We start from the raw sequence: 23,145 nt of genomic DNA, 5'->3' as shown, positions 1-23,145 counted from the left end.
GGTCTAGCCGATTCCCGTGTCAAAGAGAATGCGATACCAGGGCTTCATCCCGCCTGGGTAGCACAACCGGAGAGAAAGTTGCATTGCCATCGGCCGCAAGGTCGAAGACCGTATGCCTCTCCAGCGCCTTCGTTACCTCGTTGACGTCACCGTCCAGATGCTCGACCGGGATGAGGTTGCCCACGAGAAAATCGAACCGGTCCCCGCGCTTGTTGAGCAGCTCGTGGAAAACCGTCATGTCGCGCAGCTCGGTCGACCATTTGGCGAACCAGTAGAACAGGCCGGAATTGCGCGCCGTCAGGTGCACGGGCAGGATCGGCAGATTGTACTTGCGCGCCAGCCCTACGGCTGACGTCTTCCAGGGCCGCTCGTTCAGCTTGCCGTTCGCCCAATAGGCGATGCGACCGGAGGGAAACAGCACCGTCACCTTGCCGTCGGCAACCGCCCGGTTCGTCAGCTGCAGCGTCTCGCGCGTCTTCGGCTTGCTCTTGTGTTCCTCGCGCCATTCGACCGGGATGATCATCTCTGCAAAGCGCGGATTGACGCGTACCGCATCTCGATTGGCAAACACCATCATATCGGGCCGGCGCGATTTCAGGAGATCGAAGACGGCGACGCCATCGGCGATGCCTGTCGGATGATTGCTCACGAGAATGAAACCGCCGGATGCGGGAATGCGATCGGCATGGCTCACGCCGATGTCGAGCCGCAGCAGATCGCTCATATATTCAAAGCACTGGAAGCCGGAAAGCTTGGCGACGTCATCGGCGAATTCGATCGCCTTGTTGTAGCGCAGCAGCGTGTAGAGAAACGGGCGCATGAGCGGCCAGAGCGGATTGCGCACGATCTTCTGGCCGCGCTCGGCAATCAAAGTATCGACGATATGTCCGGGCTGGCCCTGGGACACCAAAGCAATCGTTTCTGCGAGCTGTCCCAATGCAGTTATCGAGCCGCGACGCGCCATGAAGTGTCCTGAATGGTTGGGATATATTCTATCGCAATCGAATATGATCGAAGCATGACAAGCGCCTCGCACATAGCCGCTGAACCGTCGGGGGCTTGGGGGCGGATACATGCCGTCATTTTAAAGTGCCGTTGCTCCCGCAGCGCATGAAAAATGCAAGCGGTTCAGCGGGAAAGTTAGTGATTCCATAACCTTCCCTCTTTCAAAGTGGCAGAAGGAATCCGAATTTCAAGGGGTTTTCCACTGAACGAATTATTGATCATCGCCGACTCAGGGTTGATGGCCGAACGCAGCCGCTGGCTCGACGCGCTAGGTCAGGAACGCAGGCTCGCAGCGCACACGCTGAACGCCTATGAGCGCGACACGCGGCAGTTCCTGACGTTCCTCACCGGCCACCTCGGCGGCCCGGCAACGATCGCGGATATTCACGCATTGCGCCCTGCCGACTTTCGTGCCTTTCTCGCCGCCCGCCGCAAGGATGGCGCCGGCGCCCGTTCGCTCGGCCGCAATCTTGCCGGCCTTCGTTCACTGTTGCGTTACCTCGAGAAGAAGGGCCTGGTGAATGCCGCCGGTGCCGCCGCCGTGCGCTCGCCGAAACAGCCGAAGTCGCTTCCCAAGCCTCTCTCCGATACCCAGGCGATCACCGTCGTCAGCGACGAAGCGCAGTTGCACGAGGAGCCGTGGATCGCCGCACGCGACGCCGCGGTCCTAACCCTGCTCTACGGCTGCGGCCTGCGCATTTCCGAGGCGCTTGACCTGAAGCCGCAGGATTTTTCACCGGGTGCCACCTCTTTGCGCATCACCGGCAAGGGCAACAAGACGCGGCTGGTGCCGCTGCTTCCCGTCGTTATCGAAGCGGTCGAGCACTATCGCAAGATCTGTCCTTACCATCTCGATGCCGATGGACCGCTTTTCCGCGGCGCGCGCGGCGGCAAGCTGCAGCCGGGCATCATCCAGCACGGAATGCAGAAGCTGCGCGGCGCCTTCGGCCTGCCGGACACCGCCACGCCGCATGCGCTTCGCCATTCCTTCGCCACCCATCTGCTGGCCGGCGGTGGCGATCTTCGCACTATCCAGGAACTGCTCGGCCATGCCAGCCTTTCGACAACGCAGGTCTATACCGGGATCGATTCCTCACGATTGCTCGAGGTCTATGATCGAGCCCACCCGCGGGCATAAGAAAGCATTAACCCCCTGCGTTAAGGAAAAATGCGTTTACAAAGGGTAGAGCAGAGGCTTGTTCTGCACGTCTCTCGAAAGCCATTTTCGCGCTCTAGAAGCCGTCGCCTTTGCCAGCGGAAGGTTTAGATGATTTCTGCCCTCGGATCCAAGATGACGCGGCCTGCGAAACCGGCGCCTGCCGATATCCTGCTTTGGCTTGCAACGGCCTTTCCGCTGATGCTGGCCGTTATCTTGATCGCGACCCTGCTGACGCTGCAGCCTGTTCATGCCGACCAGGCTGTCTCGGACAAGTGCGGCGGCAAGGATCTGATGGCTGAGCTGCAGAAGACCGATCCGGCGAAGTATGCCTCCATCATCGCAGCCGGCGACAAGGTGGAAAACGGCAAGGGCATTTTCTGGAAGATCGAGAAGCCAGGCCTGAAGCCGTCCTGGATGCTCGGCACGATGCATGTCTCCGATACGCGCGTGCTCGCCATGCCGAAGGGAGCGGCCGAAGCCGTGGCTTCGGCCGACACGATCGTTGTCGAATCCGACGAGATTCTCGATGACAAGAAGGCGGCCGCCGCCCTCTTCGCCAATCCGTCGCTGACGATGATCACCGATGGATCGACCATCAGCGAGCATCTTTCCACCGAAGACAATGCGCGCCTTGAGGCGGGATTGAAGGAACGCGGCATCGTTCTTGCCGCCGTCTCCCGCATGCAGCCGTGGCTGATCGCAAGCTCCTTCGAAATGACGGGCTGCGAGGTTCGCCGCAAGACCGCCGGCGCCAAATTCCTCGATCAGAAGCTGGCGAGCGATGCCGCTGCCGAAGGCAAGCAGGTGAAGGGGCTCGAGACCCTGGCCGAACAGGCTAAGGCAATGAGCGATCTGCCGATCGCGCTGCATCTGAAATCGCTGATCCAGACGCTCGAGCTCGGCGACAAGATCAACGACGTCAACGAAACGATGACCGATCTCTATCTCGCCGGTAATATCGGCGCGATGGTGCCGATGCTGAAGATCATCGAGCCCAGCCAGAAGATCACTGACGAAGATACCGCCGCCTTCGAGCAGCGCATCATCCTCGACCGCAACAAGGTTATGGCCGAACGATCTGCGCCGATCCTCGACAAGGGCAACGCCTTCATCGCCATCGGTGCACTGCATCTCGTTGGCGACAAGGGCCTCGTCGCGCTGCTGCGCAAGCAGGGCTTCACGGTGACGCAGGCAAACTAGCGGAATTCATGCGCCTGCCGAAATCGGCCAGCATCCTCGCGACGATCAGCCGATGAAACGGCGTGATCAGGGCAATATAGATTCGTCCAAGCAATATCTTTCGCTTCACCAGCGTCGTCGTGTCGACCAGCCGGCGCCCCCGACCATCGTCCCGCACGTCGATGACGACGCGAAAATCGAGATGGCGATCGTCAAAGCCCAGAACGACCTGATCGTCCGACTGGCTGACGATCGGAAAGAAGCCGATCGTTTCCTTGTTGCCCGCCAGATCACTGCCGGTGGATTTCAATCCGAATATGCTCGTCACCGAATTGCGCAGCGACATCAGCAGCCGCACCCAGGGCGGAAAACGACCAAGCATCGCACGCGCCGCAGCTATTGCCGTAAGATCCGATTTCGGCACCTGCAGCTCGAAACAATCCGCCCAATCCGCCCCGGGCAAAGCGGGATGCGGCATATGCGGTTTCACCATCAAGGGTTTTGCAGACATCATTTCACCTGTCATTTCGATGTCTGCAGACTATCATATCGGGCAAAACAACCGCAGCGATAAAGCCGGCTGCGGCAATTTACCCGAGGTAGGATCGGCGCTGGAACATCTCCAGGAAAAGTGCGCGGCGCATTACGCTCTAGCGAACAGCCGATCCATCGGCCGGTAAAATCTTCAGGCGCCAGGCCGTCTCGGGCTTCAGATATCGCGTGGCGATCGTGCGGATGTCCGGCGCCGTCAGCGACTGATAGTTGTCTATGCCGCGGCGGATACGATCCAGGCGGCGCGGATCCGTTTGCGCATCGTGAAGGCTCTCCAGCCAATAATTGTTGGTCTGCAGGGACCGCTTGATCTCCTCGACGATCGGCGATCTTGCTCGCGTCAACTCATCGGATGAGACCTCCTTGTCGCGCAAGTCGGCGGCGATCTTGCTTACGAGATCGAAAAAGTGGTCCACCTTCGCCGGCGTCGTCTCCACATAGACATAACCGAAACCATAGCCGGGCACCGACTTGGATAGATCGACACTGCCCTGTGGGCTGTAGGTCGCGCCCTCAGCGACACGGAATTGATCGATCAGCCGATTGCGGAAGATCGCGCCCGTGACATTGGCGGCCGCGGCGCGCGGCAAGTCGGAAAGAAAATCGCCGATCGGCATGGCGACGAGCGCACCGGCATTGTCGCTTCGCCCATTCTGAAGCCGCACGACCGGTTCCGCCGTCGGAGCCGGAAAACGCGCATCGTTGTCGGCAGCCTGCTCTCGCGCATCCGGCCGGGCAGGTAGCGCGCCTAAAGTCTCGGCCGTCAGGCGAATGGCGTCATCCACGGCGACATCGCCTGCGATGATGACCTCGATCTGCCCCTTGGCAAGATAGGGCCGCAGGAATGCTTCGAATTCTTCCGGCTTGGTGTCGAGCAATTGCGCACGGTCCGGAAAAGCCCAGCGTGGATCGCCGGAATGCAGAAGGCCGGGAAGATCGCGGCCGACCACGCTGCCAGGCGTCGCCTGAAGTTGAGCAAGGCTATTCAGATAAGCCTGCTGCACCCGCTTGAAGGTATCCGGCCGATAGACCGGATCGGAAATATAGGCTGTTATGAGCTGCAGCTGGGTTACAAGATCGCTCGGCCGCGTGGCGCCTTCGAACCTGAAAGCGCCGTCCCGGATGGAAAAGTCGCTGGCGGCCACCTTGCTGACCAGCGCCTTCTGCATGTCCTCGTAGCCGATCGCCTTGAGACCGGAGAGCGAAACTGCAGGCGCCGCCCAGATCGGCAGCGGGCGGTCATGCGGCAGATCAAGCAGGCCGCGGCCGATATTGGCGCGAACCAGTATCTCGTCTGCGCGAAGCTTGGTCGGCTTGACGGTCAAGCGGACGCCATTGGCAAACCGCACCATGGTAACGCCGAGATCGTCGACCACTCGCCGCTCGACGACGGCGCCAGCAGGTCCGAAATCGGTATATGGCCACGCGACCGCCTCCGCATGCGACGGTGCGCTGACGGCAACCGCACGCGAAGCGGCATAGGCTTTTTCGACGGCCGCCTCGCCGCCTTCGGGCATTTGCGGACTCTGCAGCACCAGCTGCGGGCCGTTGCCGGCAAAGGCAAGCTTGAGACTTTCGTTGACCTCGGCCGCCGTCAGTCCCTTCATCGCGGCATCGAACAACGAGAGGTCGTCCGCAGGCGAGGTAAAGACGACATCGGCACCGACGCTCCAGGCCAGAGCGCCGGCAATATCGGGGCTTGTGCGCGTCGTGGCACCACCGGCAGCCGCCTGCAGCATCGAACGATACTCGGCAAGCTCTCGGTCGATTTCGCTTTGCGCGACGCCGAACTGGGCAATCCGGCGCTGCTCCTGATCGATGGCGGCAAGTGCCGCCTGCCATCTGTCCGGATTGGTATCGGCGGCGATAAGCGTAGCACGAGCGGATTTCAACAGATTCTGAGAGCCTGCCTGCGCGCTGACGAATGGCGCGTCGGGCTGCTGCGCCAAAACCGATATTCGCCTGTTGAGAACGGCAAGGCCGATACCCTCGATCAACTGCTGGCGGCGCTTGGCGACCGTATCCTGCGCGCTGTCATATGGTCGTGTCCAGGCAATCTGCACGCGGGTGGCTCCGCCAGGCACGACGACGGTCGCGACGCGTTCTCCGTGCTTCTCAAGCGTGCCCAGATCGATGGCAGCCGGTGCGGGCGTGTGGGAAGTCCAGTTACCGAAACGGTCGCGGATATCGGCTTCGATAGCGGCAGCATCGACATCGCCGACCACGATCAGCGTCGCGCGCTCCGGCCGGTAGTTGGCGCGATAGTAATCGCGAACCAGATCGACGGGCGCGTTGCTGATGATATCGGTCTTCCCGATAGGCGGCCGCTGCGTCACCCGCTGGCCGGACAGCACCTGATTGAGGAAGCCCATGCTGCCTCGATATTGCGGCGTGTCGCGCAACTTTTCTTCAGAAAGGATGACCCCGCGCTCGCGGTCGAACGCACCAGCATCGAGCGTCAGCTCGCTTGCCGTCTCGCGCATCAGCATCAGGCCGGTAGAAACACGCTCGGCATCGGCCTCGGGCAGATCGAGCGAATAAGTGGTCTCACCGTAGCTCGTGGAGGCGTTGGTATCGGCACCGAAAGCCAGGCCGAGGCGCTGGAGGGTGCGGATCATCTCGCCTTCAGGAACATGGGTCGACCCCTTGAAGGCCATATGTTCGAGGAAATGCGCCAATCCCTGCTGATTGTCGTTTTCCTGCAGCGAGCCGCTACCGATGCGGAAGCGGATCGCCACCTGCCCTGCCGGCGTCGCATTGTGCATGATGGCATAGCGCATGCCGTTGGGCAGCGTGCCGAAGCGAATGCCTTGCTCCACCGGAAGATCGCTGGCGGCCTGCGGCCAGCCAGTAGCAGGGGCTTCGGCGCGCGCCGGCGCCACACCAACCACAAGGCCCGTGAATACGACGGCAATGGAGAGTTGCAGAGATACGAAAAGTGCTGGGATTTGACGTGACATGCCGACTTCGATGAATGGGAGAGCTTCGATGATGCGATGCACAAAGGTCGTACATCGCATCATCGGGCTTTCATTGCAACCCAGCACCCGGCTCGGCTGGGATGCCCGTTCTTACATGTGTATCGGCTTGAAGAAGGTCGCGAGCGCTGCTTCCTTCACGGCTTCCGACATTGTGGGATGCGCATGGCAGGTACGGCCGAGATCTTCCGAGGAGCCGCCGAATTCCATCAGCACGGCAATCTCGTGGATCATTTCGCCGGCGCCGAAGCCGACGATATGGCCGCCGAGGACGCGATCGGTTTCCTTGTCGGCAAGGATCTTGACGAAACCATCGGTCGCCAGCATGGCGCGGGCGCGGCCATTGGCCGAGAACGGGAACTTGCCGACCTTGTAGGCGATGCCTGCAGCTTTCAGCTCTTCCTCGGTCTTGCCGACGGAAGCGACTTCCGGCTGTGTGTAGACCACGCTCGGAATGACTTCGTAGTTCACGTGACCGGCCTGGCCTGCAAGGATTTCGGCAAGGGCGACGCCCTCGTCCTCCGCCTTGTGCGCCAGCATCGGTCCCTTCACCACGTCGCCGATGGCATAGATGCCGGCGACATTGGTCTTGAAGTGGCCGTCGATCTCGACGCGGCCGCGATTGTCGAGTGCGACACCGGCTTCTTCGAGGCCGAGGCCTGCCGTGTACGGCTTGCGGCCGGTGGCAACGAGAACGACGTCGGCATCGAGCACGACCTTGTCGCCGCCCTTGACCGGCTCGAAGGTGACCTTTGCGCCGCTGCCGGACTTTTCGACGCCGACAACCTTGGCTCCGAGATGGAATTCGATGCCCTGCTTGGCCAGCATGCGTTGGAACTGCTTGGAGACTTCGCCGTCCATGCCGCCGAGGATGTTGTCGAGATATTCGACGACGGTGACCTTCGCGCCGAGACGCGACCAGACCGAGCCGAGCTCGAGGCCGATGACGCCGCCGCCGACCACGATCATCTTGCCCGGCACCTTGTCGAGCGCGATGCCGCCGGTCGAAGAGATGATGATCTTCTCGTCGATCTCGAGCGGAACGCCCGGAATGCCGGCAACGTCGGAGCCGGTGGCGATGACGATGTTCTTGCCTTCGATCTCGGTCACCTTGCCGTCTTCAGCCGTGACGGAAACCTTGCCAGCGGCAACGATCTTGCCGGTGCCCTGGAACGCATCGATCTTGTTCTTCTTGAACAGGAAGGCGACGCCGTCGACATTCGACTTCACGGTCGCGTCCTTGTGGGCCAGCATCTTGCCGAGGTTCAACTTCGGTGCGGCCACTTCGACGCCCAACGCATCCATGCCATGGCCGGCATGATGGAACACTTCGGAAGCATGCAGCAGCGCCTTGGACGGAATGCAGCCGACGTTGAGGCAGGTGCCGCCATAGGTCGCGCGCTTTTCGACGACCGCGACCTTCAGGCCGAGCTGCGCTGCCTTGACTGCGCAAACGTAGCCGCCGGGGCCGGTTCCGATAATGATCACATCGTAGGACATGTTTTAATTTCCTTATTTGGTATCTTTTGTTAGTCGGTCGCCCGTGCCAAGGCGAGGCGGATGCCGAAGCCGACGAGCGCCGCTCCGGTGATGCGGTTAAACCATTTGCCTGACGCGATGAAACGATCGCGAACCGGCTTGACGGTGAAGAAGGTGGAAACGCCGGCAAACCAGGCGACGAGTGCCGCAGCCATGCCGATGCCGTAGCTGAACTGGATGAGCGCCGGCGTGTCGTGATGGACGAGCGTCGAAAACAGCGACAGGAAGAACAGCACCGGCTTCGGGTTCAGCGCGTTGGTAATGAAACCCGTCGCCAGGCAGCGCCAGACGGAAACCGGCTTGCGGTCTTCCTCGGTAATCTCGACATCCTTCACCTTGAAGCCCTGCTCACGGAAAGATTTGATGCCGAGATAGACGAGATAGAGAACACCGGCCCACTTCACCACGCTGAACAGCATGAGGGATTGCGACACGATCAGACCGAGGCCGAGAATGGTGTAGCTGATGTGAAAGAGCAGCGAGAAGCCCATGCCGAGCCCGGTCATCATAGCGGCGCGGCGGCCATGTACGATGCTCTGGCGCAGGATGACGGCAAAGTCGGCGCCCGGAACGACGATGAAGATCGAGAACACCGCCATCAGGCCGAGGAATTCGAAGATATATTGCATGTCGCCTACCCCGTTCCGATCAGCGGCCGCCGCTCACGTCGAGCAGGGCACCCGTTATATAGGATGCATGGGGGCTCAACAGGTAGAGGACGGCATCCGCTACCTCGTCGGACGTTCCCGCACGCTTCATCGGCAGTTGCGGCGCGATATCCCGAGCCCGGTCCGGCCGGCCGGCCGCCGCATGGATATCCGTATCGATGATTCCGGGCCGAACGGCATTCACGCGAATGCCTTCCGCCGCGACCTCTCGCGCAAGACCGATGGTGAAGGTATCGATCGCTCCCTTCGACGCGGCGTAATCGACATATTGTCCGCCGCCGCCGAGTGTCGAGGACATGGAGGAGATATTGACGATCACCCCGCCCTTACCCCCATGCAGCGTTGACATGCGGCGCACAGCCTCTGCCGCAGCCAGCATCGTGCCGCTGATGTTGATGCGGAACATGCGATCCAGCCGCTCCGGCGTCATCTCATCCAGGCGCTGCATGACATCCACGACACCGGCATTGTTGACGAGGCCGTCGATCCGGCCGAAATAGGCATCGACCTTGGCGAAGATGCTCTTGATATCCTCGGGCTTGCCGACATCACCGGCAACGGCGATCGCCGCACCACCGGCATCGAGGATCGTCCCGACCACAGCCTCCGCCGCTTCCTTGTTGGAGGCATAGTTGACCGCCACGGCCCAGCCATGCTGTGCGGCGGCCATGCAGATCGCAGCGCCAATGCCGCGGCTGCCGCCGGTTACGAGAAGAACAGGCGCATCATCATCGGTCATTGATTGCATCCTTTCAAGCTGAGGACGTCCCAAGGCGCCACGGTCGCCTTTCCTTGCCCCCAAAGCGAAGACTTCTGGATAGAGGGGCCGAGCGCCGGCAGGAACAGCCTGTCAGCCGCGCTCTCGCCTTCGGCCGGCAGCGTGCGAATATGGCCCTTCAGGTCGGAGGCGTAAACCATGCCTTGCCAGACCGTGCAGGCCTTGAGATCTGCCCCGGTGACATCTCCTTCCGGACATTCGAACATGATCCGGCCATCAGCGCGCAGATTGTCGTCCGTGCGCATCACGATCCCCTCAGCCACGATCGCGGTATTGCGCACCGTGAGCTTGAGCCTGTTGCTGACGGGTGAGTCGGAGCTCATCGGTTCGAAGCGCAGCTCATAGGCATCGTCCATGTCGACATAGACAGCCTTTTCCTGCGCGCATTCAAGTGCGAGTGCGGGCAAGGGATTGATCACGCAGACCAATATCGCTCCGCACAAGGGGGTCCGTTTGGCAATCGAGGATGTTGCCGGCATGGTCATTTTCCTCCCGGCTCACGCCGGCCATCGGCATTCTCAGCCACACCGAAATCGGTGAACAGCACCAGCGGCCGACCGCTCGCATCGAGCCCCCAGAAAACCGGATAGAACCCGTCGCCCCAGCCGCTGGAGAAAACCGCGACGTTACCGCGCTTGCCCGAGATCGGACGATGCAGGGCGTAATCATTGTTGTTCGGTTCCAATTCGGACGCCAGGACATCATCATAATAGTTGATGTCCGAAGATGACTTCTCTGTCTGGACCTGCTTTTCGCGCTCCCGGATCATCGCGTAAGTATCGGCATCCATATAGCAGCCGAGACCGGCATCGACCGGATAGCCGAAAAATTCATCGCCCTTCAGCGAATTGATGTCCTGGCCCGGGATCACCGCCAGCTCCCAACGCGTGGGCTTGCCCTCGGCAAAGCGCAGGCTGGCTGCGGCGATGCGGCCAAAGGCTTGATAGAGCGTGACGGGATAATCGCCAGGGGAAACGGTGCGGGCAAGCGGGGCGCGGTCAGGCCCGACCAGCGGATCGCTGGCGACAATGCGCCCGGATGTCAGTTCCACTTTGCCGATACGAAGGACCTTGATCGATCGGGCGGCAAGATCGGCGTCGCCAAGGGACGCCAGATCGAGATTGCTGCTGAGCTTGGAGATGTCGATCTCGGCCGCGTTGGTGGAGGATGGCACCCATGCGGCGACGGCGCACAACAATCCGCGCAGCGTCCGCATGGGCCATGTCGACATGATCCAACGCTCCCCTTAGAGATCGAGAACGAGACGTTCCGGATCTTCCAGGCTTTCCTTGACGCGCACGAGGAAGGTAACGGCTTCCTTGCCGTCGACGATGCGATGATCGTAGGAGAGCGCCAGATACATCATCGGACGGATGACGACCTGACCGCCGATAGCGACCGGACGTTCCTGGATCTTGTGCATGCCGAGAATACCCGACTGCGGCGCATTGAGGATCGGCGAGGACATCAGCGAACCGTAAACGCCACCATTGGTGATGGTGAAGGTGCCGCCCTGCATGTCGGCCATCGACAGCGTGCCGTCGCGGGCAGCCTTCGCCAGACGGCCGAGCTCCTTCTCCACTTCGGCGATCGACATCTGGTCGGCATCGCGAATAACCGGAACTACGAGGCCCTTGTCGGTGCCGACAGCCATGCCGACGTGGCAGTAGTTCTTGTAGATGATGTCGGTGCCGTCGATCTCGGCGTTGACGGCGGGAAGTTCCTTCAGCGCGTGAGTGACGGCCTTGGTGAAGAAGCCCATGAAGCCGAGCTTCACGCCATGCTTCTTCTCGAAGATGTCCTTGTACTTGTTGCGCAGATCCATGACGGCCTTCATGTCCACCTCGTTGTAGGTGGTGAGCATGGCGGCGGTGTTCTGCGCATCCTTAAGGCGCTTGGCGATCGTCTGGCGCAGGCGGGTCATCTTGACGCGCTCTTCGCGGCTGACGTCCTCGACGGCGGTCGGGGCCCGGGCGGCAACGGGTGCAGCCGGTGCGGCGGCGGGAGCCGAAGCAGCCTTGGCGACAGCAGCGATGACGTCGCCCTTCAGGACCTGGCCACGCTTGCCGCTGCCGTCAACCTGATCAGCAGAGAGAGAGTTTTCAGCGAGCAGCTTTCCTGCAGCCGGAGCCGGCGGCATGGAAGAAGCGGGAGCGGAAACGGCGGGAGCTGCAACCGGTGCAGCGGCAGCCGGGGCTGCAGCGGCAGGTGCGGCAGCCTGTGCCGGAGCGGCGGCAGCGCCGTTGCCGGCGGAGATCTGGCCGAGCAGTGCGCCGAGACCTACGGTTTCGCCGGCCTGGACAACGATTTCGGACAGGGTGCCTGCCGCAGGGGCAGGAACTTCGATCGTTACCTTGTCGGTTTCAAGCTCGAGCAGCGGCTCATCGGCCTTGATGGCATCGCCGACCTTCTTGAACCAGGTGCCGACGGTCGCCTCGCTGACGGACTCGCCGAGGGTAGGAACGCGGATTTCAGTGGCCATTGTTCAGATCCTGATTTTCGTCATTATGAGTTAGATGGAATTCCGGCGACAGATGGTCGGGGGCTGAGAGCACCAGGAGCGGAAATAACCCAACCGGAGGAAACCGATCGGGCAAATCCCGTGTCATGGCAGTAGGCTGCGCATTGCTGCATGGCGGCCATTCTTTTCCTCGTCGCATCATGCGGAAGGCTGGAGCGCGACGAGGCGATTTTCAAACGAAAACGCATCATCGCGCAACCCCTCAACCGCCGAGCGCGTCCTCAAGGAACGCCGCAAGCTGCGACAGATGCTTGGACATCAGGCCTGTCGCCGGAGAGGCGGCGGCCGGACGGCCAGTGTAGCGAACGCGCTGGTACTTGGCATCGATATGGGCGAGCACCCATTCCAGATAGGGATCGATGAAGGACCATGCGCCCATGTTCTTCGGCTCTTCCTGGCACCAGACCATCTCCGCATTGCGGAAGCGGCTGAGCTCGTTGATGAGCGCCTTAGCCGGGAACGGGTAGAGCTGTTCGATGCGCAGCAGGTAGATATCGTCGATGCCGCGCTTTTCGCGCTCTTCCAACAGATCGTAGTAGACCTTGCCCGAGCAGATGACGACGCGACGGATCTTGTTGTCCTTCTGCAGCTTGATCGGGCCATCCTTGATCACCTCGGCATCGTCCCAGAGCAGGCGATGGAAGGAGGTTTCCCCGGCCATCTCCGCAAGGCTCGATACGGCACGCTTGTGGCGCAGCAGCGACTTCGGCGTCATCAGGATCAGCGGCTTGCGGAAGTCGCGCTTCAGCTGACGGCGCAGGATGTGGAAGTAGTTCGCCGGCGTCGTGACGTTGGCGACCTGCATGTTATCTTCGGCGCAGAGCTGCAGATAGCGTTCCAGGCGAGCCGAAGAGTGCTCCGGACCCTGGCCTTCATAGCCGTGCGGCAGCAGGCAGACGAGGCCCGACATGCGCAGCCACTTGCGTTCGCCCGACGAGATGAACTGGTCGAAGACGACCTGCGCACCGTTGGCGAAATCGCCGAACTGAGCTTCCCAGAGGGTCAGCGCATTCGGGCGAGCCAGCGAATAGCCGTACTCGAAGCCGAGAACCGCTTCTTCCGAAAGCATCGAGTTGATGACTTCGTAGCGCGCCTGGGTCGGCGAGAGATTGGCGAGCGGGATATAGCGCTCTTCGGTTTCCTGATCGTAGAGAACCGAATGACGCTGCGAGAAGGTGCCGCGTTCGCAATCCTGACCGGACAGGCGAATCTTGTGGCCTTCGATGACGAGTGCGCCGAAAGCAAGCGCTTCCGCCATGGCCCAGTCGATGCCTTCACCCGTCTGCACCATGTTGGCGCGGTTTTCCATGAAGCGCTGGATGGTGCGGTGCGCATGGAAGCCGGCCGGAATTTCCGACAGCTTGCGTCCGATTTCCTTCAGCGTCTTCATCGGCACGCCGGTCTTGCCGCGGCGCTGCTCGTCGGCATTGTCGGCCGTGTGCAGACCGGACCACTCGCCGTCAAGCCAGTCGGCCTTGTTCGGCTTGTAGGACTGGCCGGCCTCGAACTCCTGTTCGAGATGGGCGCGCCAGTCGGCCTTCATCTTTTCGACTTCGCCTTCGGTCAGAACGCCTTCGCTGACAAGCCGCTGCGAATAGAGCTGCAGCACCGTCTTGTGAGCGCGGATGACCTTGTACATGTTCGGCTGCGTGAAGGACGGTTCGTCGCCTTCATTGTGGCCGTAGCGGCGGTAGCAGAACAGGTCGACCACAACGGGCTTGTGGAACTTCATGCGGAATTCAGTCGCGATCTTCGCGGCATAGACGACCGCTTCCGGATCATCGCCGTTGACGTGGAAGATCGGCGCTTCGATCATCTTGGCGACGTCGGACGGATAAGGTGACGAACGCGAGAAGGCCGGATTGGTGGTGAAACCGATCTGGTTGTTGATGATGACATGCATCGTACCGGCAACGCGGTGGCCACGCAGGCCGGAGAGGCCGAGGATTTCGGCAACCACGCCCTGGCCGGCGAAAGCCGCGTCGCCATGGATCAACAGCGGCACGACCTTGGCGCGCTCGGAGAGCGGAATGATGTCGCCATCCCACTGTGTGGCGCCCATGTCCTGCTTGGCGCGGGCCTTGCCCATGACGACCGGATTGACGATTTCCAGATGCGACGGGTTTGCCGTCAGCGAAACGTGCACCTTGGCGCCGTCGAAATCACGGTCGGAGGAGGCGCCGAGATGGTACTTCACGTCGCCCGAACCTTCGACTTCGTCGGGTGCGTAGGAGCCGCCCTTGAACTCGTGGAAGATGGCGCGATGCGGCTTGCCCATGACCTGGGAGAGCACGTTGAGACGGCCGCGATGGGCCATGCCGAACACGGCTTCCTTGAGGCCAAGCTGGCTGCCGCTCTTCAGGATCTGCTCAAGCGCCGGGATCAGCGATTCGCCGCCGTCGAGGCCGAAACGCTTGGTGCCCTTGAACTTGACGTCGAGGAACTGCTCGTAGCCTTCGGCTTCGATGACCTTCTGCAGAATGGCCTTCTTGCGCTCGGGATTGAAAGCGATGCCCTTGTCCGGACCTTCGATGCGCTCCTGAATCCATGCCTTTTCCTCCGGGTTGGAGATGTGCATGAACTCGACGCCGAGGGTGGAGCAATAGGTGCGCTCAAGGATCTCGATCATCTCGCGAATGGTCGCGAATTCGAGGCCGAGAACGTTGTCGATGAAGATCTTGCGATCGAGGTCTGCCTCGGTGAAGCCGTAAGCTTCCGGCGACAATTCCTTATAGTCCTCGACCGGAGCGGCGATGCCGAGCGGGTCGAGCTTGGCATGCAGGTGGCCGCGCATACGATAGGCACGGATCATCATGATGGCGCGAACGCTGTCGCGCGTCGCCCGCAGGACGTCGGTCGTGTCAGCCGGCGTTCCGGCGACTTCGGCCTTTGCCTTCAGCTTGGTCTCGATGACCTTTTCGACGACTCCCCAGTCACCGTCGAGTGCGGAGACGAGATCGCCCTTGGCCGCAATCGGCCAGTTCTTACGCTGCCAGGAAGCACCCCTGGCTGCCTTTTTCACGTCGTCGGGACTGTCCTCGAGCGCCTTGAAGAAAGACCGCCATTCGTCGGAGACCGACGACGGGTCATCCTCATAGCGCGCGTAAAGCTGCTCGATGTAAGCAGCGTTCGCGCCATCCAGGAACGATGTGATCTGAAATTGCTCGTTGGCTTCTTGCCTTGCCATGGTGATATGCGGACAGCCTCGTCCGCCTCCCGACTTGTTGCTTTGCCGGCTTGTGGTCATCCGGCGACCGAATTTCGTTCGACCGTTTCGGCCGTAAGTCTGTACTTGCGAATATCGAAACCGGACGGGGCATGGCAATCGCCGCCCCGTCCGGCCTTGCTATAGGTAGGGTCAGCCCTTCAGGACTTCCACCAGCGTCTTGCCGAGACGCGCCGGCGACGGCGACACGCGGATGCCTGCCGATTCCATCGCTGCGATCTTGTCTTCCGCGCCGCCCTTGCCGCCGGAAATCACAGCGCCGGCATGGCCCATGGTGCGGCCGGGAGGTGCCGTGCGGCCAGCGATGAAGCCGACCATCGGCTTCTTGCGGCCCTTCTTGGCTTCGTCCTTGAGGAACTGTGCGGCATCCTCTTCAGCCGAGCCGCCGATTTCGCCGATCATGATGATCGACTTGGTTTCGTCGTCGGCGAGGAACATTTCTAGGACGTCGATGAATTCGGTGCCCTTGACCGGGTCGCCGCCGATGCCGACAGCCGTCGTCTGGCCGAGACCTTCATTGGTGGTCTGGAACACGGCTTCGTAGGTCAGCGTGCCGGAACGCGAGAGAACGCCGACGGAGCCCTTCTTGAAGATGGAGCCCGGCATGATGCCGATCTTGCATTCGTTCGGGGTCAGCACGCCCGGGCAGTTCGGCCCGATCAGGCGCGACTTCGACTTGATCAGGCGATCCTTGACCTTGACCATGTCGGCGACCGGAATGCCTTCCGTGATGCAGACGATGAGCGGGATCTCGGCTTCGATCGCTTCGAGAATCGCAGCCGCAGCGCCCGCCGGCGGGACGTAGATGACCGAAGCGTTGGCGCCGGTGGCATCCTTGCCTTCGGCGACCGACTTGAAGATCGGCAGCTTTTCGCCCTTGGAGCCGGTCCAGGTTTCGCCACCCTTGGAGGGGTGGATACCGCCGACCATCTGCGTGCCGTGATAGGCAAGCGCCTGTTCAGTGTGGAAAGTGCCGGTCTTGCCGGTCAGGCCCTGAACCAGAACCTTGGTGTCTTTGTTGATGAGGATAGACATGCGAGGCCTTTGTTACGAGAGGTTGGAAGACGCGGAGGCAACGCGACGATATAAGCCGCTGACGACCTCCTGCCATGTATCGCTGCCGGCGGGCGAGAAAGTGACGCCCATGCGGTAGCAGTCTTCATTTTCGAACTGAAAGAGAGTGCGCTGCGCACCGCGCGGCGAGACCTTGGTCAGGACAAGCTTGTCGTCGATCCACTCGCCGGAAGCCGGCGAGGCGGGCACAAAGCCCACGGTATCGAACTGATAGAGCTTGTAAGCCTGGTCCGCCGCATCGAAGCCGAGAATGTTCCGGGCTTCGAACGATGTGCTGCCGTCCCGCGTCTGCACGTAGCGCTGTTCAACGAAAAATCCGCCTAACAGACACTCGGCCGTGAGCTGCGCGGTTGCCGTTCCTTCCTTCGTCCAGGCCGAAGCCGCGACACGCTCTTCCCCTTCCCAGGTGCCAGCAAAGGCACCGAGGCGAAGATGAGCAGCCGTTGGAGCGAAGGAAGAAGCCATCCCGATCAGCCCTTGACTGCCTTCACGATCTTCTGGGCGGCATCGTCCAGGTCATCTGCGGAGATGACGTTGAGACCGGATTCATTGATGATCTTCTTGCCGAGTTCGACGTTGGTGCCTTCGAGACGAACGACGAGCGGAACCTTCAGACCGACTTCCTTGACGGCTGCAAGCACGCCTTCGGCAATGACGTCGCACTTCATGATACCGCCGAAGATGTTGACCAGAATGCCCTGGACAGCCGGATCGGCAGTGATGATCTTGAAGGCGGCCGTAACCTTTTCCTTGGTAGCGCCACCGCCGACATCGAGGAAGTTCGCCGGCTCTGCGCCGTAGAGCTTGATGATGTCCATGGTTGCCATGGCAAGACCGGCGCCGTTGACCATGCAGCCGATGTTGCCGTCGAGGGCAACGTAGGCGAGGTCGTATTCGTGCGCCTGGATTTCCTTCTCGTCTTCTTCCGACGTGTCGCGCAGCGCGCGGACGTCTTCGTGACGGAAGAGAGCGTTGCCGTCGAAGGAAACCTTGGCGTCGAGAACGCGCAGACGGCCATTGGTCATGACGATCAGCGGGTTGACTTCGAGGAGCGCCATGTCCTTCTCGACGAAGGCCTTGTAGAGGATCGGGAAGAGCTTGGCAGCGTCTTCGCGGGCAGCCCCTTCGAGCTTCAGCGCGTCGGAAAGAGCAGCCGTGTTGGCAGCAGTAACGCCCGCAGCCGGGTCGATGGCGACGGTAATGATTTTTTCCGGCGTATCGTGCGCAACGGTCTCGATGTCCATGCCGCCTTCGGTCGAAACGACAAAAGCAACCTGACCGACGGAACGGTCAACCAGGATCGAGAGATAGAGTTCGCGGTCGATGTCGGCGCCGTCTTCGATGTAGAGGCGGTTGACCTGCTTGCCGGCCGGGCCGGTCTGCTTGGTCACCAGCGTGTGGCCGAGCATTTCCTTGGCGTTGGTGACGACGTCGTCAACCGACTTGGCAAGGCGAACGCCGCCCTTGGCGTCCGGGCTGAGTTCCTTGAACTTGCCCTTGCCGCGGCCGCCGGCGTGGATCTGGCTCTTGACGACGTAAAGCGGGCCTGGAAGCTGCTTGGCAGCTGCGGCGGCTTCGTCGGCGGAGAAGATGGCAACGCCGTCCGCGACGGGTGCGCCATAGCTCTTCAGCAGAGCCTTGGCCTGATATTCATGAATGTTCATGGACTTATCCCTGTTATAACGCGGAAATTACTTCAGCGACGGTGCGATCGTGGCACAAGCGTCGCAGAGGCCGGCAACGGCAGCGACCGACTTGTCGAAAGCTTCCTTCTCGGCCTTGTTCAGGTCGATTTCGATGACGCGCTCGATACCGCCTGCACCGATGACGGTGGGAACGCCGACATACATGTCCTTGACGCCATACTGGCCGTCGAGGTGAGCGGCGCAAGGCAGAACGCGCTTCTTGTCCTTGAGGTAGGCTTCAGCCATCTCAATGGCCGAGGCAGCCGGAGCATAATAGGCAGAGCCGGTCTTCAACAGGCCGACGATTTCGGCGCCGCCATCACGGGTGCGCTGGATGATTTCTTCGAGGCGCTCGGCGGTGAGCCAGCCCATCTTGACGAGATCGGTGAGCGGAATGCCGGCAACGGTGGAGTAGCGAGCGAGCGGAACCATCGAGTCGCCGTGGCCACCAAGAACGAAAGCGGTGACGTCCTGGACGGAAACGTTGAATTCCTTGGCAAGGAAGAGGCGGAAGCGCGAGCTGTCAAGCACGCCTGCCATGCCGACAACCTTGTTGGCTGGCAGGCCCGAGAACTTCTGCAGCGCCCAGACCATGGCGTCGAGCGGGTTGGTGATGCAGATCACGAAAGCATTCGGAGCATACTTCTTGATGCCGGCGCCGACCTGCTCCATGACCTTGAGGTTGATGCCGAGAAGATCGTCGCGGCTCATGCCCGGCTTGCGGGGAACGCCGGCGGTGACGATGCAGACGTCAGCGCCTTCGATCGCGGAATAGTCGCTGGCGCCGGTGAGGTTGGCGTCGAAGCCTTCGACCGGAGAGGACTGGGCGATGTCGAGACCCTTGCCCTGAGGAATGCCGTCCGCGATGTCGAACAGGACGATGTCGCCCAGTTCCTTCAAGCCGGCGAGATGCGCCAGCGTGCCACCAATCATGCCAGAACCAATAAGTGCGATCTTGTTGCGCGCCATTTCGGTGTATCCTTTGCGATCAAAATCCGTGGCGGGACGCCGAGCAAGGCATCCACAATAGCCGTCAATCGCATAGACCCAAAGGCAGAAATTGGCAATTGATTATTTTTGGATCAGCAATTTCAATCGGTTAGATCGAAAAATTCTTACGTAAACGTAAGGTATTATGTCGCCGAATTGTCACTCTGCGGCACGTCTTGCCGGAGTCTGAGCCAGATACTCGGCGCTGCGCATCTCGAAAAGACGCGAGGCCGTGCGGTCGAACTCGAAGCCCTCCGTCCCTCGCCGTTCCGTCAAAAGATCCTCGGGCATCGCCGCTGCGGAGACATAAAGGCGGATATTGTGATCGTAGAGCGTATCAATAAGAATGATGAACCGCTTCGTTTGGTTCCGCTTGTCCGGCCCGAGTTTCGGCACGCGATCGAGGAAGATCGTATCAAAGCGCTCGGCGATGGCCAGGAAATCGGCAGGTCCGAGCGGAGCGTCGCAAAGATCGGCAAACGAGAATCGAGCCATGCGATCGACCGCAAGCGGCACATGGATGGAGCGCCCCTTCATCGGGATCTCCATCGGCTGCGCCTTGCGCCCATGCAGCGCCTGCATCCAGGAAGCGTCCATCGCCATCTCGGCGCGCTGGTCGAGCGGCGTCAGATACACCGGCTGGCTGTTCAGCTTCTCCATGCGGTAATCCATCGGAGAATCCAGCGTCACGACATCGACATGCTTCTTCAGCAGATCGATGAAAGGCAGGAAGAGCCCACGATTGAGCCCGTCGCGATAGAGATTGTCCGGCTCGACGTTCGACGTGGCAATCAGGACGCAGCCGAGCAAGAACAGTTCGGAAAACAGCCGCGACAGGATCATCGCATCTGCAATGTCGGTAACAGTGAACTCGTCGAAGCACAGCAGTTCGGCTTCGGCATAGAGATCGGCAGCGACTGGCGGTATGGGGTCTGCCTGCTTCGTCTCGCCGTTCTTGAATTTCAGCCGCTGCGCCGCGATGCGATTGTGCACATCGGCCATGAATTCGAAAAAATGCGCCCGGCGCTTCTTCTGGCACGGGGCCATGGAAAAGAACATGTCCATCAACATGGTCTTGCCGCGCCCGACACTGCCGTGAATATAGAGACCCTTGATGGCGTCGACCGACTTCTTGCGCGCGGCAAACATCCAACCGAGTGCGCTGGACTTTGCGGCAGGCCGCTTGCGCTTAAGATCGGCAAGCACGCGATCCAGCATCTTCGCCACATCCATCTGCGCCGAATCCACTTGTAGGGATCCGGAAGCCGTCAACGCCTTCAGCTGTTCGCAGACGCTGAGCGAGTAGTCTGGCATGGGCTGCATGGGGAAGTATCCGCCTGTGCAAATGGGGCGCACCCAAGGGGCGCCGCCCCGTCAATTAGAGCAATTCCAGGAAAAGTGCGCAGCGGTTTTCCATCCGGAACTGCATCGAACAACATTCTAGAGCCGCCAAACGATTCCGTGAAACGCTTGGCGGTACCAAGCTTATCGGCTGAGGCTGAGCGGCTGGCCGGACGCCGTCGAGCCGTCGAAGCGCGAAGCGGCCGTCTTGTAGAGTGTGCCGACCGTCGAGCCGTCGCGGTTCTTCAGAAGCACCTGCTTGCCGGAGACTTCCCACGATCCCATCGAGGTCAGTTCGCCCGAGCAGCCGCGTGTGCCGCCGCGGGAACCGCTACCGAGATTCGTGAGCGTCAGGAACATATCGCAGCTCGAACCGCCGTTGCTGACCTTCCAGCTGCCGACCATCGATTCCTTCGTCACATCCATGGCGGAAGCCGCCATCGCTTGCTGCTGCTGTGGATTGCCCGCATTCGGCGCGCCTGTCGGAGCAGCCGGGAATTGCGAGCCATTTGCACCACCTGCAGGCGGAAGCTGGCTGGATTGTACGGGATTGACAGGCTGAGCCTGCAGTGGGGCCGGAGATGAATAGGTGTCGTTATTGTATGCCGTGCGCTGGCAACCGGCAAGCGACAGGCCTATCGCCGCAGCCGTCACTGCATATTTGAACTGCATCATCACACTCCTAATTAATTGTCCACCGCTGACATTCGCAAAGTGATGCTCAATGACGTGGGAATTATCGTATTTCACTTTGGTTAATCAAGTCGATACCGCGATAAATTGCCGTAAAGCCATAGCTGGACAAGAATTGGGTGGTTTCAAGGCGTCACCCGGCAAACCTCGTCAAGATAAAAGCGGTCCGCGAGTTCCTGCATCTTCCTGTCCCGCTCCTGATCTTCCCCGTGCTTGCCGGAAAAGTTGAAATAGCGATCGAGAGAGTTTGCGAGAAATTCCGAGATCGGCAATGGAGGCACACCCTCCCCCATTTCGCGCGTCTCTTTTTTAACCGCCACCAACTCTAGAATGCTTGTCCGAAAACCCTCGGCTATATCTATAGCCGCGAGACATTCAAGCATGTTCATTGGCGGCAATCTGGCAAAACCCGTTTGTCGCATCCATTCAAGCGCTATCGCCGGACGGATGGAATAAAGTAGCGTCTTCAGACGGATGCGTGCAGTCGAGTTCTCCGGCTGATGTTGCTTCATGAGACCAATATAATGCTTGGCAACCTTCTCCGGCACCATGATCACATCCAGCAACGCGCCTAAACGACTGCGAAAACCAGGTTCCTCTTCGTAGACGATCGGTGATTTCAACCATTCGACGAGAACAGCGTTGCCCTTCAGCGCTAGAAGCAGAGCTTTCCGCAAGTCCCACCCACCGGTGTCGATGTCACCGACAATCGGAAACTCAATGACATCGCGATGGGGGAATAAAGTCAGATGATCCCGCCCTGGCCTGACATAAACGAAGCGACAGTCATAGTCGCTGTCCGGGGAAGGAAATCCCCACGCACGACTCCCACTTTCGATGGCGAAGCCAATACGAAGGCCGTTGTCCTTGACCGATGCGAGCCGGGAGCGAATTTCGTCAACGGCCGCTGGCGCGAAACCCTCCATCGTCATACGAACGTCATCCTCGTCGCCCGGTAATGGAAGTCGGCGGGTTAGACCCGCCGCTCGACCATCATCTTCTTGATTTCAGCGATCGCCTTGGCCGGGTTCAGACCCTTCGGGCAGGTCTGGGCGCAGTTCATGATCGTGTGGCAGCGATAGAGACGGAAGGGATCCTCGAGATTGTCGAGGCGCTCGCCCTTGGCTTCGTCTCTGGAGTCGATCAGCCAGCGATAGGCCTGCAGCAGCACTGCTGGACCGAGATAGCGGTCGCCGTTCCACCAATAGCTCGGACAGGAGGTCGAGCAGCAGGCGCACAGGATGCACTCATAGAGGCCATCGAGCTTCAGACGGTCTTCGTGGCTCTGCTTCCATTCCTTGGCCGGCGGCGGCGATACCGTCTTCAGCCAGGGCTCGATCGAGCGATGCTGCGCGTAGAAGTTCGTGAGATCCGGTACGAGGTCCTTGACAACGGGCATATGCGGCAGCGGATAGACCTTCACCGTGCCCTTGATCTCGTCCAGACCCTTGGTGCAAGCGAGCGTATTGGTGCCGTCGATGTTCATGGCGCAGGAGCCGCAAATGCCTTCGCGACAGGAGCGGCGCAGCGTCAGCGTCGGGTCGATGTTGTTCTTGATGTAGAGCAGACCGTCGAGCACCATCGGGCCACAATCGTCGACATCGATATAATAGGTATCGATGCTCGGGTTCTGGCCGTCATCCGGGCTCCAGCGATAGACGCGGAATTCGCGCGTGTTCTTGGCGCCGACCGGCTTCGGCCAGACCTTGCCTTCGCGCATCTGAGAGTTCTTGGGGAGAGCGAGTTCAACCATGGTC

20 protein-coding genes are annotated in these 23,145 nt (G+C 60.6%); 2 read left to right on the top strand and 18 right to left on the bottom strand.

The annotated features are described in order from the left end of the window. Positions 1-19: 19 nt before the first annotated feature. On the bottom strand, positions 20-964 hold the full coding sequence (locus tag GGD46_RS27350) for a GNAT family N-acetyltransferase (RefSeq protein ID WP_184709785.1): 945 nt from the start codon (positions 962-964) through the stop codon (positions 20-22). Between the two features lie 243 nt (positions 965-1,207). Between GGD46_RS27350 and GGD46_RS27345 the strand changes: the two genes are divergently transcribed. Both GGD46_RS27345 and GGD46_RS27340 read left to right on the top strand, forming a co-directional pair. Beyond that, a complete protein-coding gene (locus tag GGD46_RS27345) occupies positions 1,208-2,143 on the top strand; it encodes a tyrosine recombinase XerC (protein WP_184709870.1) in 936 nt (311 codons plus the stop codon). 129 nt (positions 2,144-2,272) lie between these two features. Beyond that, entirely contained in the window at positions 2,273-3,364 is a 1,092-nt protein-coding gene (locus GGD46_RS27340; protein ID WP_184709783.1) for a TraB/GumN family protein, read from the top strand. Here the strand turns inward: GGD46_RS27340 and GGD46_RS27335 are convergent. The 17 genes from GGD46_RS27335 to GGD46_RS27255 all read right to left on the bottom strand — a co-directional run bounded on the left by GGD46_RS27335 (position 3,342) and on the right by GGD46_RS27255 (position 23,141). Further along, positions 3,342-3,854, bottom strand: a complete 513-nt coding sequence (locus tag GGD46_RS27335) for a DUF2867 domain-containing protein (RefSeq protein ID WP_184709868.1) — start codon at positions 3,852-3,854, stop codon at positions 3,342-3,344. The genes GGD46_RS27340 and GGD46_RS27335 overlap by 23 nt on opposite strands. 139 nt (positions 3,855-3,993) lie before the next feature. Further along, positions 3,994-6,855 (bottom strand): M16 family metallopeptidase, encoded by a 2,862-nt coding sequence (locus tag GGD46_RS27330; RefSeq protein WP_184709781.1) that lies wholly within the window; start codon positions 6,853-6,855, stop codon positions 3,994-3,996. 111 nt (positions 6,856-6,966) lie between these two features. Further along, positions 6,967-8,373, bottom strand: a complete 1,407-nt coding sequence (gene lpdA / locus GGD46_RS27325) for a dihydrolipoyl dehydrogenase (protein WP_184709779.1) — start codon at positions 8,371-8,373, stop codon at positions 6,967-6,969. A gap of 29 nt (positions 8,374-8,402) precedes the next feature. Next, positions 8,403-9,041, bottom strand: a complete 639-nt coding sequence (locus tag GGD46_RS27320) for a LysE family translocator (RefSeq protein WP_184709777.1) — start codon at positions 9,039-9,041, stop codon at positions 8,403-8,405. Positions 9,042-9,060: 19 nt separating this feature from the next. Further along, positions 9,061-9,819 carry an SDR family oxidoreductase gene (locus GGD46_RS27315; protein ID WP_184709775.1) on the bottom strand — a complete coding sequence of 253 codons (759 nt, stop codon included), beginning with the start codon at positions 9,817-9,819 and terminating at the stop codon, positions 9,061-9,063. Next, positions 9,816-10,343: a hypothetical protein gene (locus tag GGD46_RS27310; RefSeq protein WP_184709773.1), complete on the bottom strand. Its 528-nt coding sequence runs from the start codon at positions 10,341-10,343 to the stop codon at positions 9,816-9,818. Before GGD46_RS27310 ends, GGD46_RS27315 begins: the two co-directional genes overlap by 4 nt. Then, the gene (locus GGD46_RS27305; protein ID WP_184709771.1) at positions 10,340-11,089 is read right to left on the bottom strand and encodes a DUF4241 domain-containing protein; all 750 of its coding nucleotides are present in this window, start codon (positions 11,087-11,089) and stop codon (positions 10,340-10,342) included. The genes GGD46_RS27310 and GGD46_RS27305 overlap by 4 nt, the downstream gene beginning before the upstream one ends. 15 nt (positions 11,090-11,104) lie before the next feature. Continuing rightward, positions 11,105-12,340, bottom strand: coding sequence for a 2-oxoglutarate dehydrogenase complex dihydrolipoyllysine-residue succinyltransferase (gene odhB, locus GGD46_RS27300; RefSeq protein ID WP_184709769.1), 1,236 nt, complete (start codon positions 12,338-12,340; stop codon positions 11,105-11,107). A 241-nt stretch (positions 12,341-12,581) separates the two neighbouring features. Further along, positions 12,582-15,566, bottom strand: coding sequence for a 2-oxoglutarate dehydrogenase E1 component (locus tag GGD46_RS27295; RefSeq protein WP_184709767.1), 2,985 nt, complete (start codon positions 15,564-15,566; stop codon positions 12,582-12,584). 171 nt (positions 15,567-15,737) lie between these two features. Beyond that, on the bottom strand, positions 15,738-16,640 hold the full coding sequence (gene sucD / locus GGD46_RS27290; RefSeq protein WP_184709765.1) for a succinate--CoA ligase subunit alpha: 903 nt from the start codon (positions 16,638-16,640) through the stop codon (positions 15,738-15,740). A 12-nt stretch (positions 16,641-16,652) separates the two neighbouring features. Further along, positions 16,653-17,144: a DUF1579 family protein gene (locus tag GGD46_RS27285; RefSeq protein WP_184709763.1), complete on the bottom strand. Its 492-nt coding sequence runs from the start codon at positions 17,142-17,144 to the stop codon at positions 16,653-16,655. A 5-nt stretch (positions 17,145-17,149) separates the two neighbouring features. Beyond that, positions 17,150-18,343 (bottom strand): ADP-forming succinate--CoA ligase subunit beta, encoded by a 1,194-nt coding sequence (gene sucC / locus GGD46_RS27280; protein ID WP_184709760.1) that lies wholly within the window; start codon positions 18,341-18,343, stop codon positions 17,150-17,152. A 27-nt stretch (positions 18,344-18,370) separates the two neighbouring features. Continuing rightward, entirely contained in the window at positions 18,371-19,333 is a 963-nt protein-coding gene (mdh, locus tag GGD46_RS27275) for a malate dehydrogenase (protein ID WP_037148983.1), read from the bottom strand. 180 nt (positions 19,334-19,513) lie between these two features. Beyond that, a complete protein-coding gene (zapE, locus tag GGD46_RS27270; protein ID WP_184709758.1) occupies positions 19,514-20,677 on the bottom strand; it encodes a cell division protein ZapE in 1,164 nt (387 codons plus the stop codon). A 162-nt stretch (positions 20,678-20,839) separates the two neighbouring features. Beyond that, on the bottom strand, positions 20,840-21,367 hold the full coding sequence (locus GGD46_RS27265) for a protease inhibitor Inh/omp19 family protein (protein WP_184709866.1): 528 nt from the start codon (positions 21,365-21,367) through the stop codon (positions 20,840-20,842). Between the two features lie 146 nt (positions 21,368-21,513). After that, positions 21,514-22,320 (bottom strand): DNA polymerase beta superfamily protein, encoded by an 807-nt coding sequence (locus tag GGD46_RS27260; RefSeq protein ID WP_184709756.1) that lies wholly within the window; start codon positions 22,318-22,320, stop codon positions 21,514-21,516. A gap of 41 nt (positions 22,321-22,361) precedes the next feature. Next, on the bottom strand, positions 22,362-23,141 hold the full coding sequence (locus GGD46_RS27255) for a succinate dehydrogenase iron-sulfur subunit (protein WP_112607823.1): 780 nt from the start codon (positions 23,139-23,141) through the stop codon (positions 22,362-22,364). Positions 23,142-23,145: the final 4 nt, after the last annotated feature.

The organism is Martinezella lusitana, from assembly GCF_014207095.1.
Classification (GTDB): Bacteria; Pseudomonadota; Alphaproteobacteria; order Rhizobiales; family Rhizobiaceae; genus Rhizobium; species Rhizobium lusitanum_B.
This window is presented reverse-complemented; position numbering and strand designations above follow the sequence as displayed.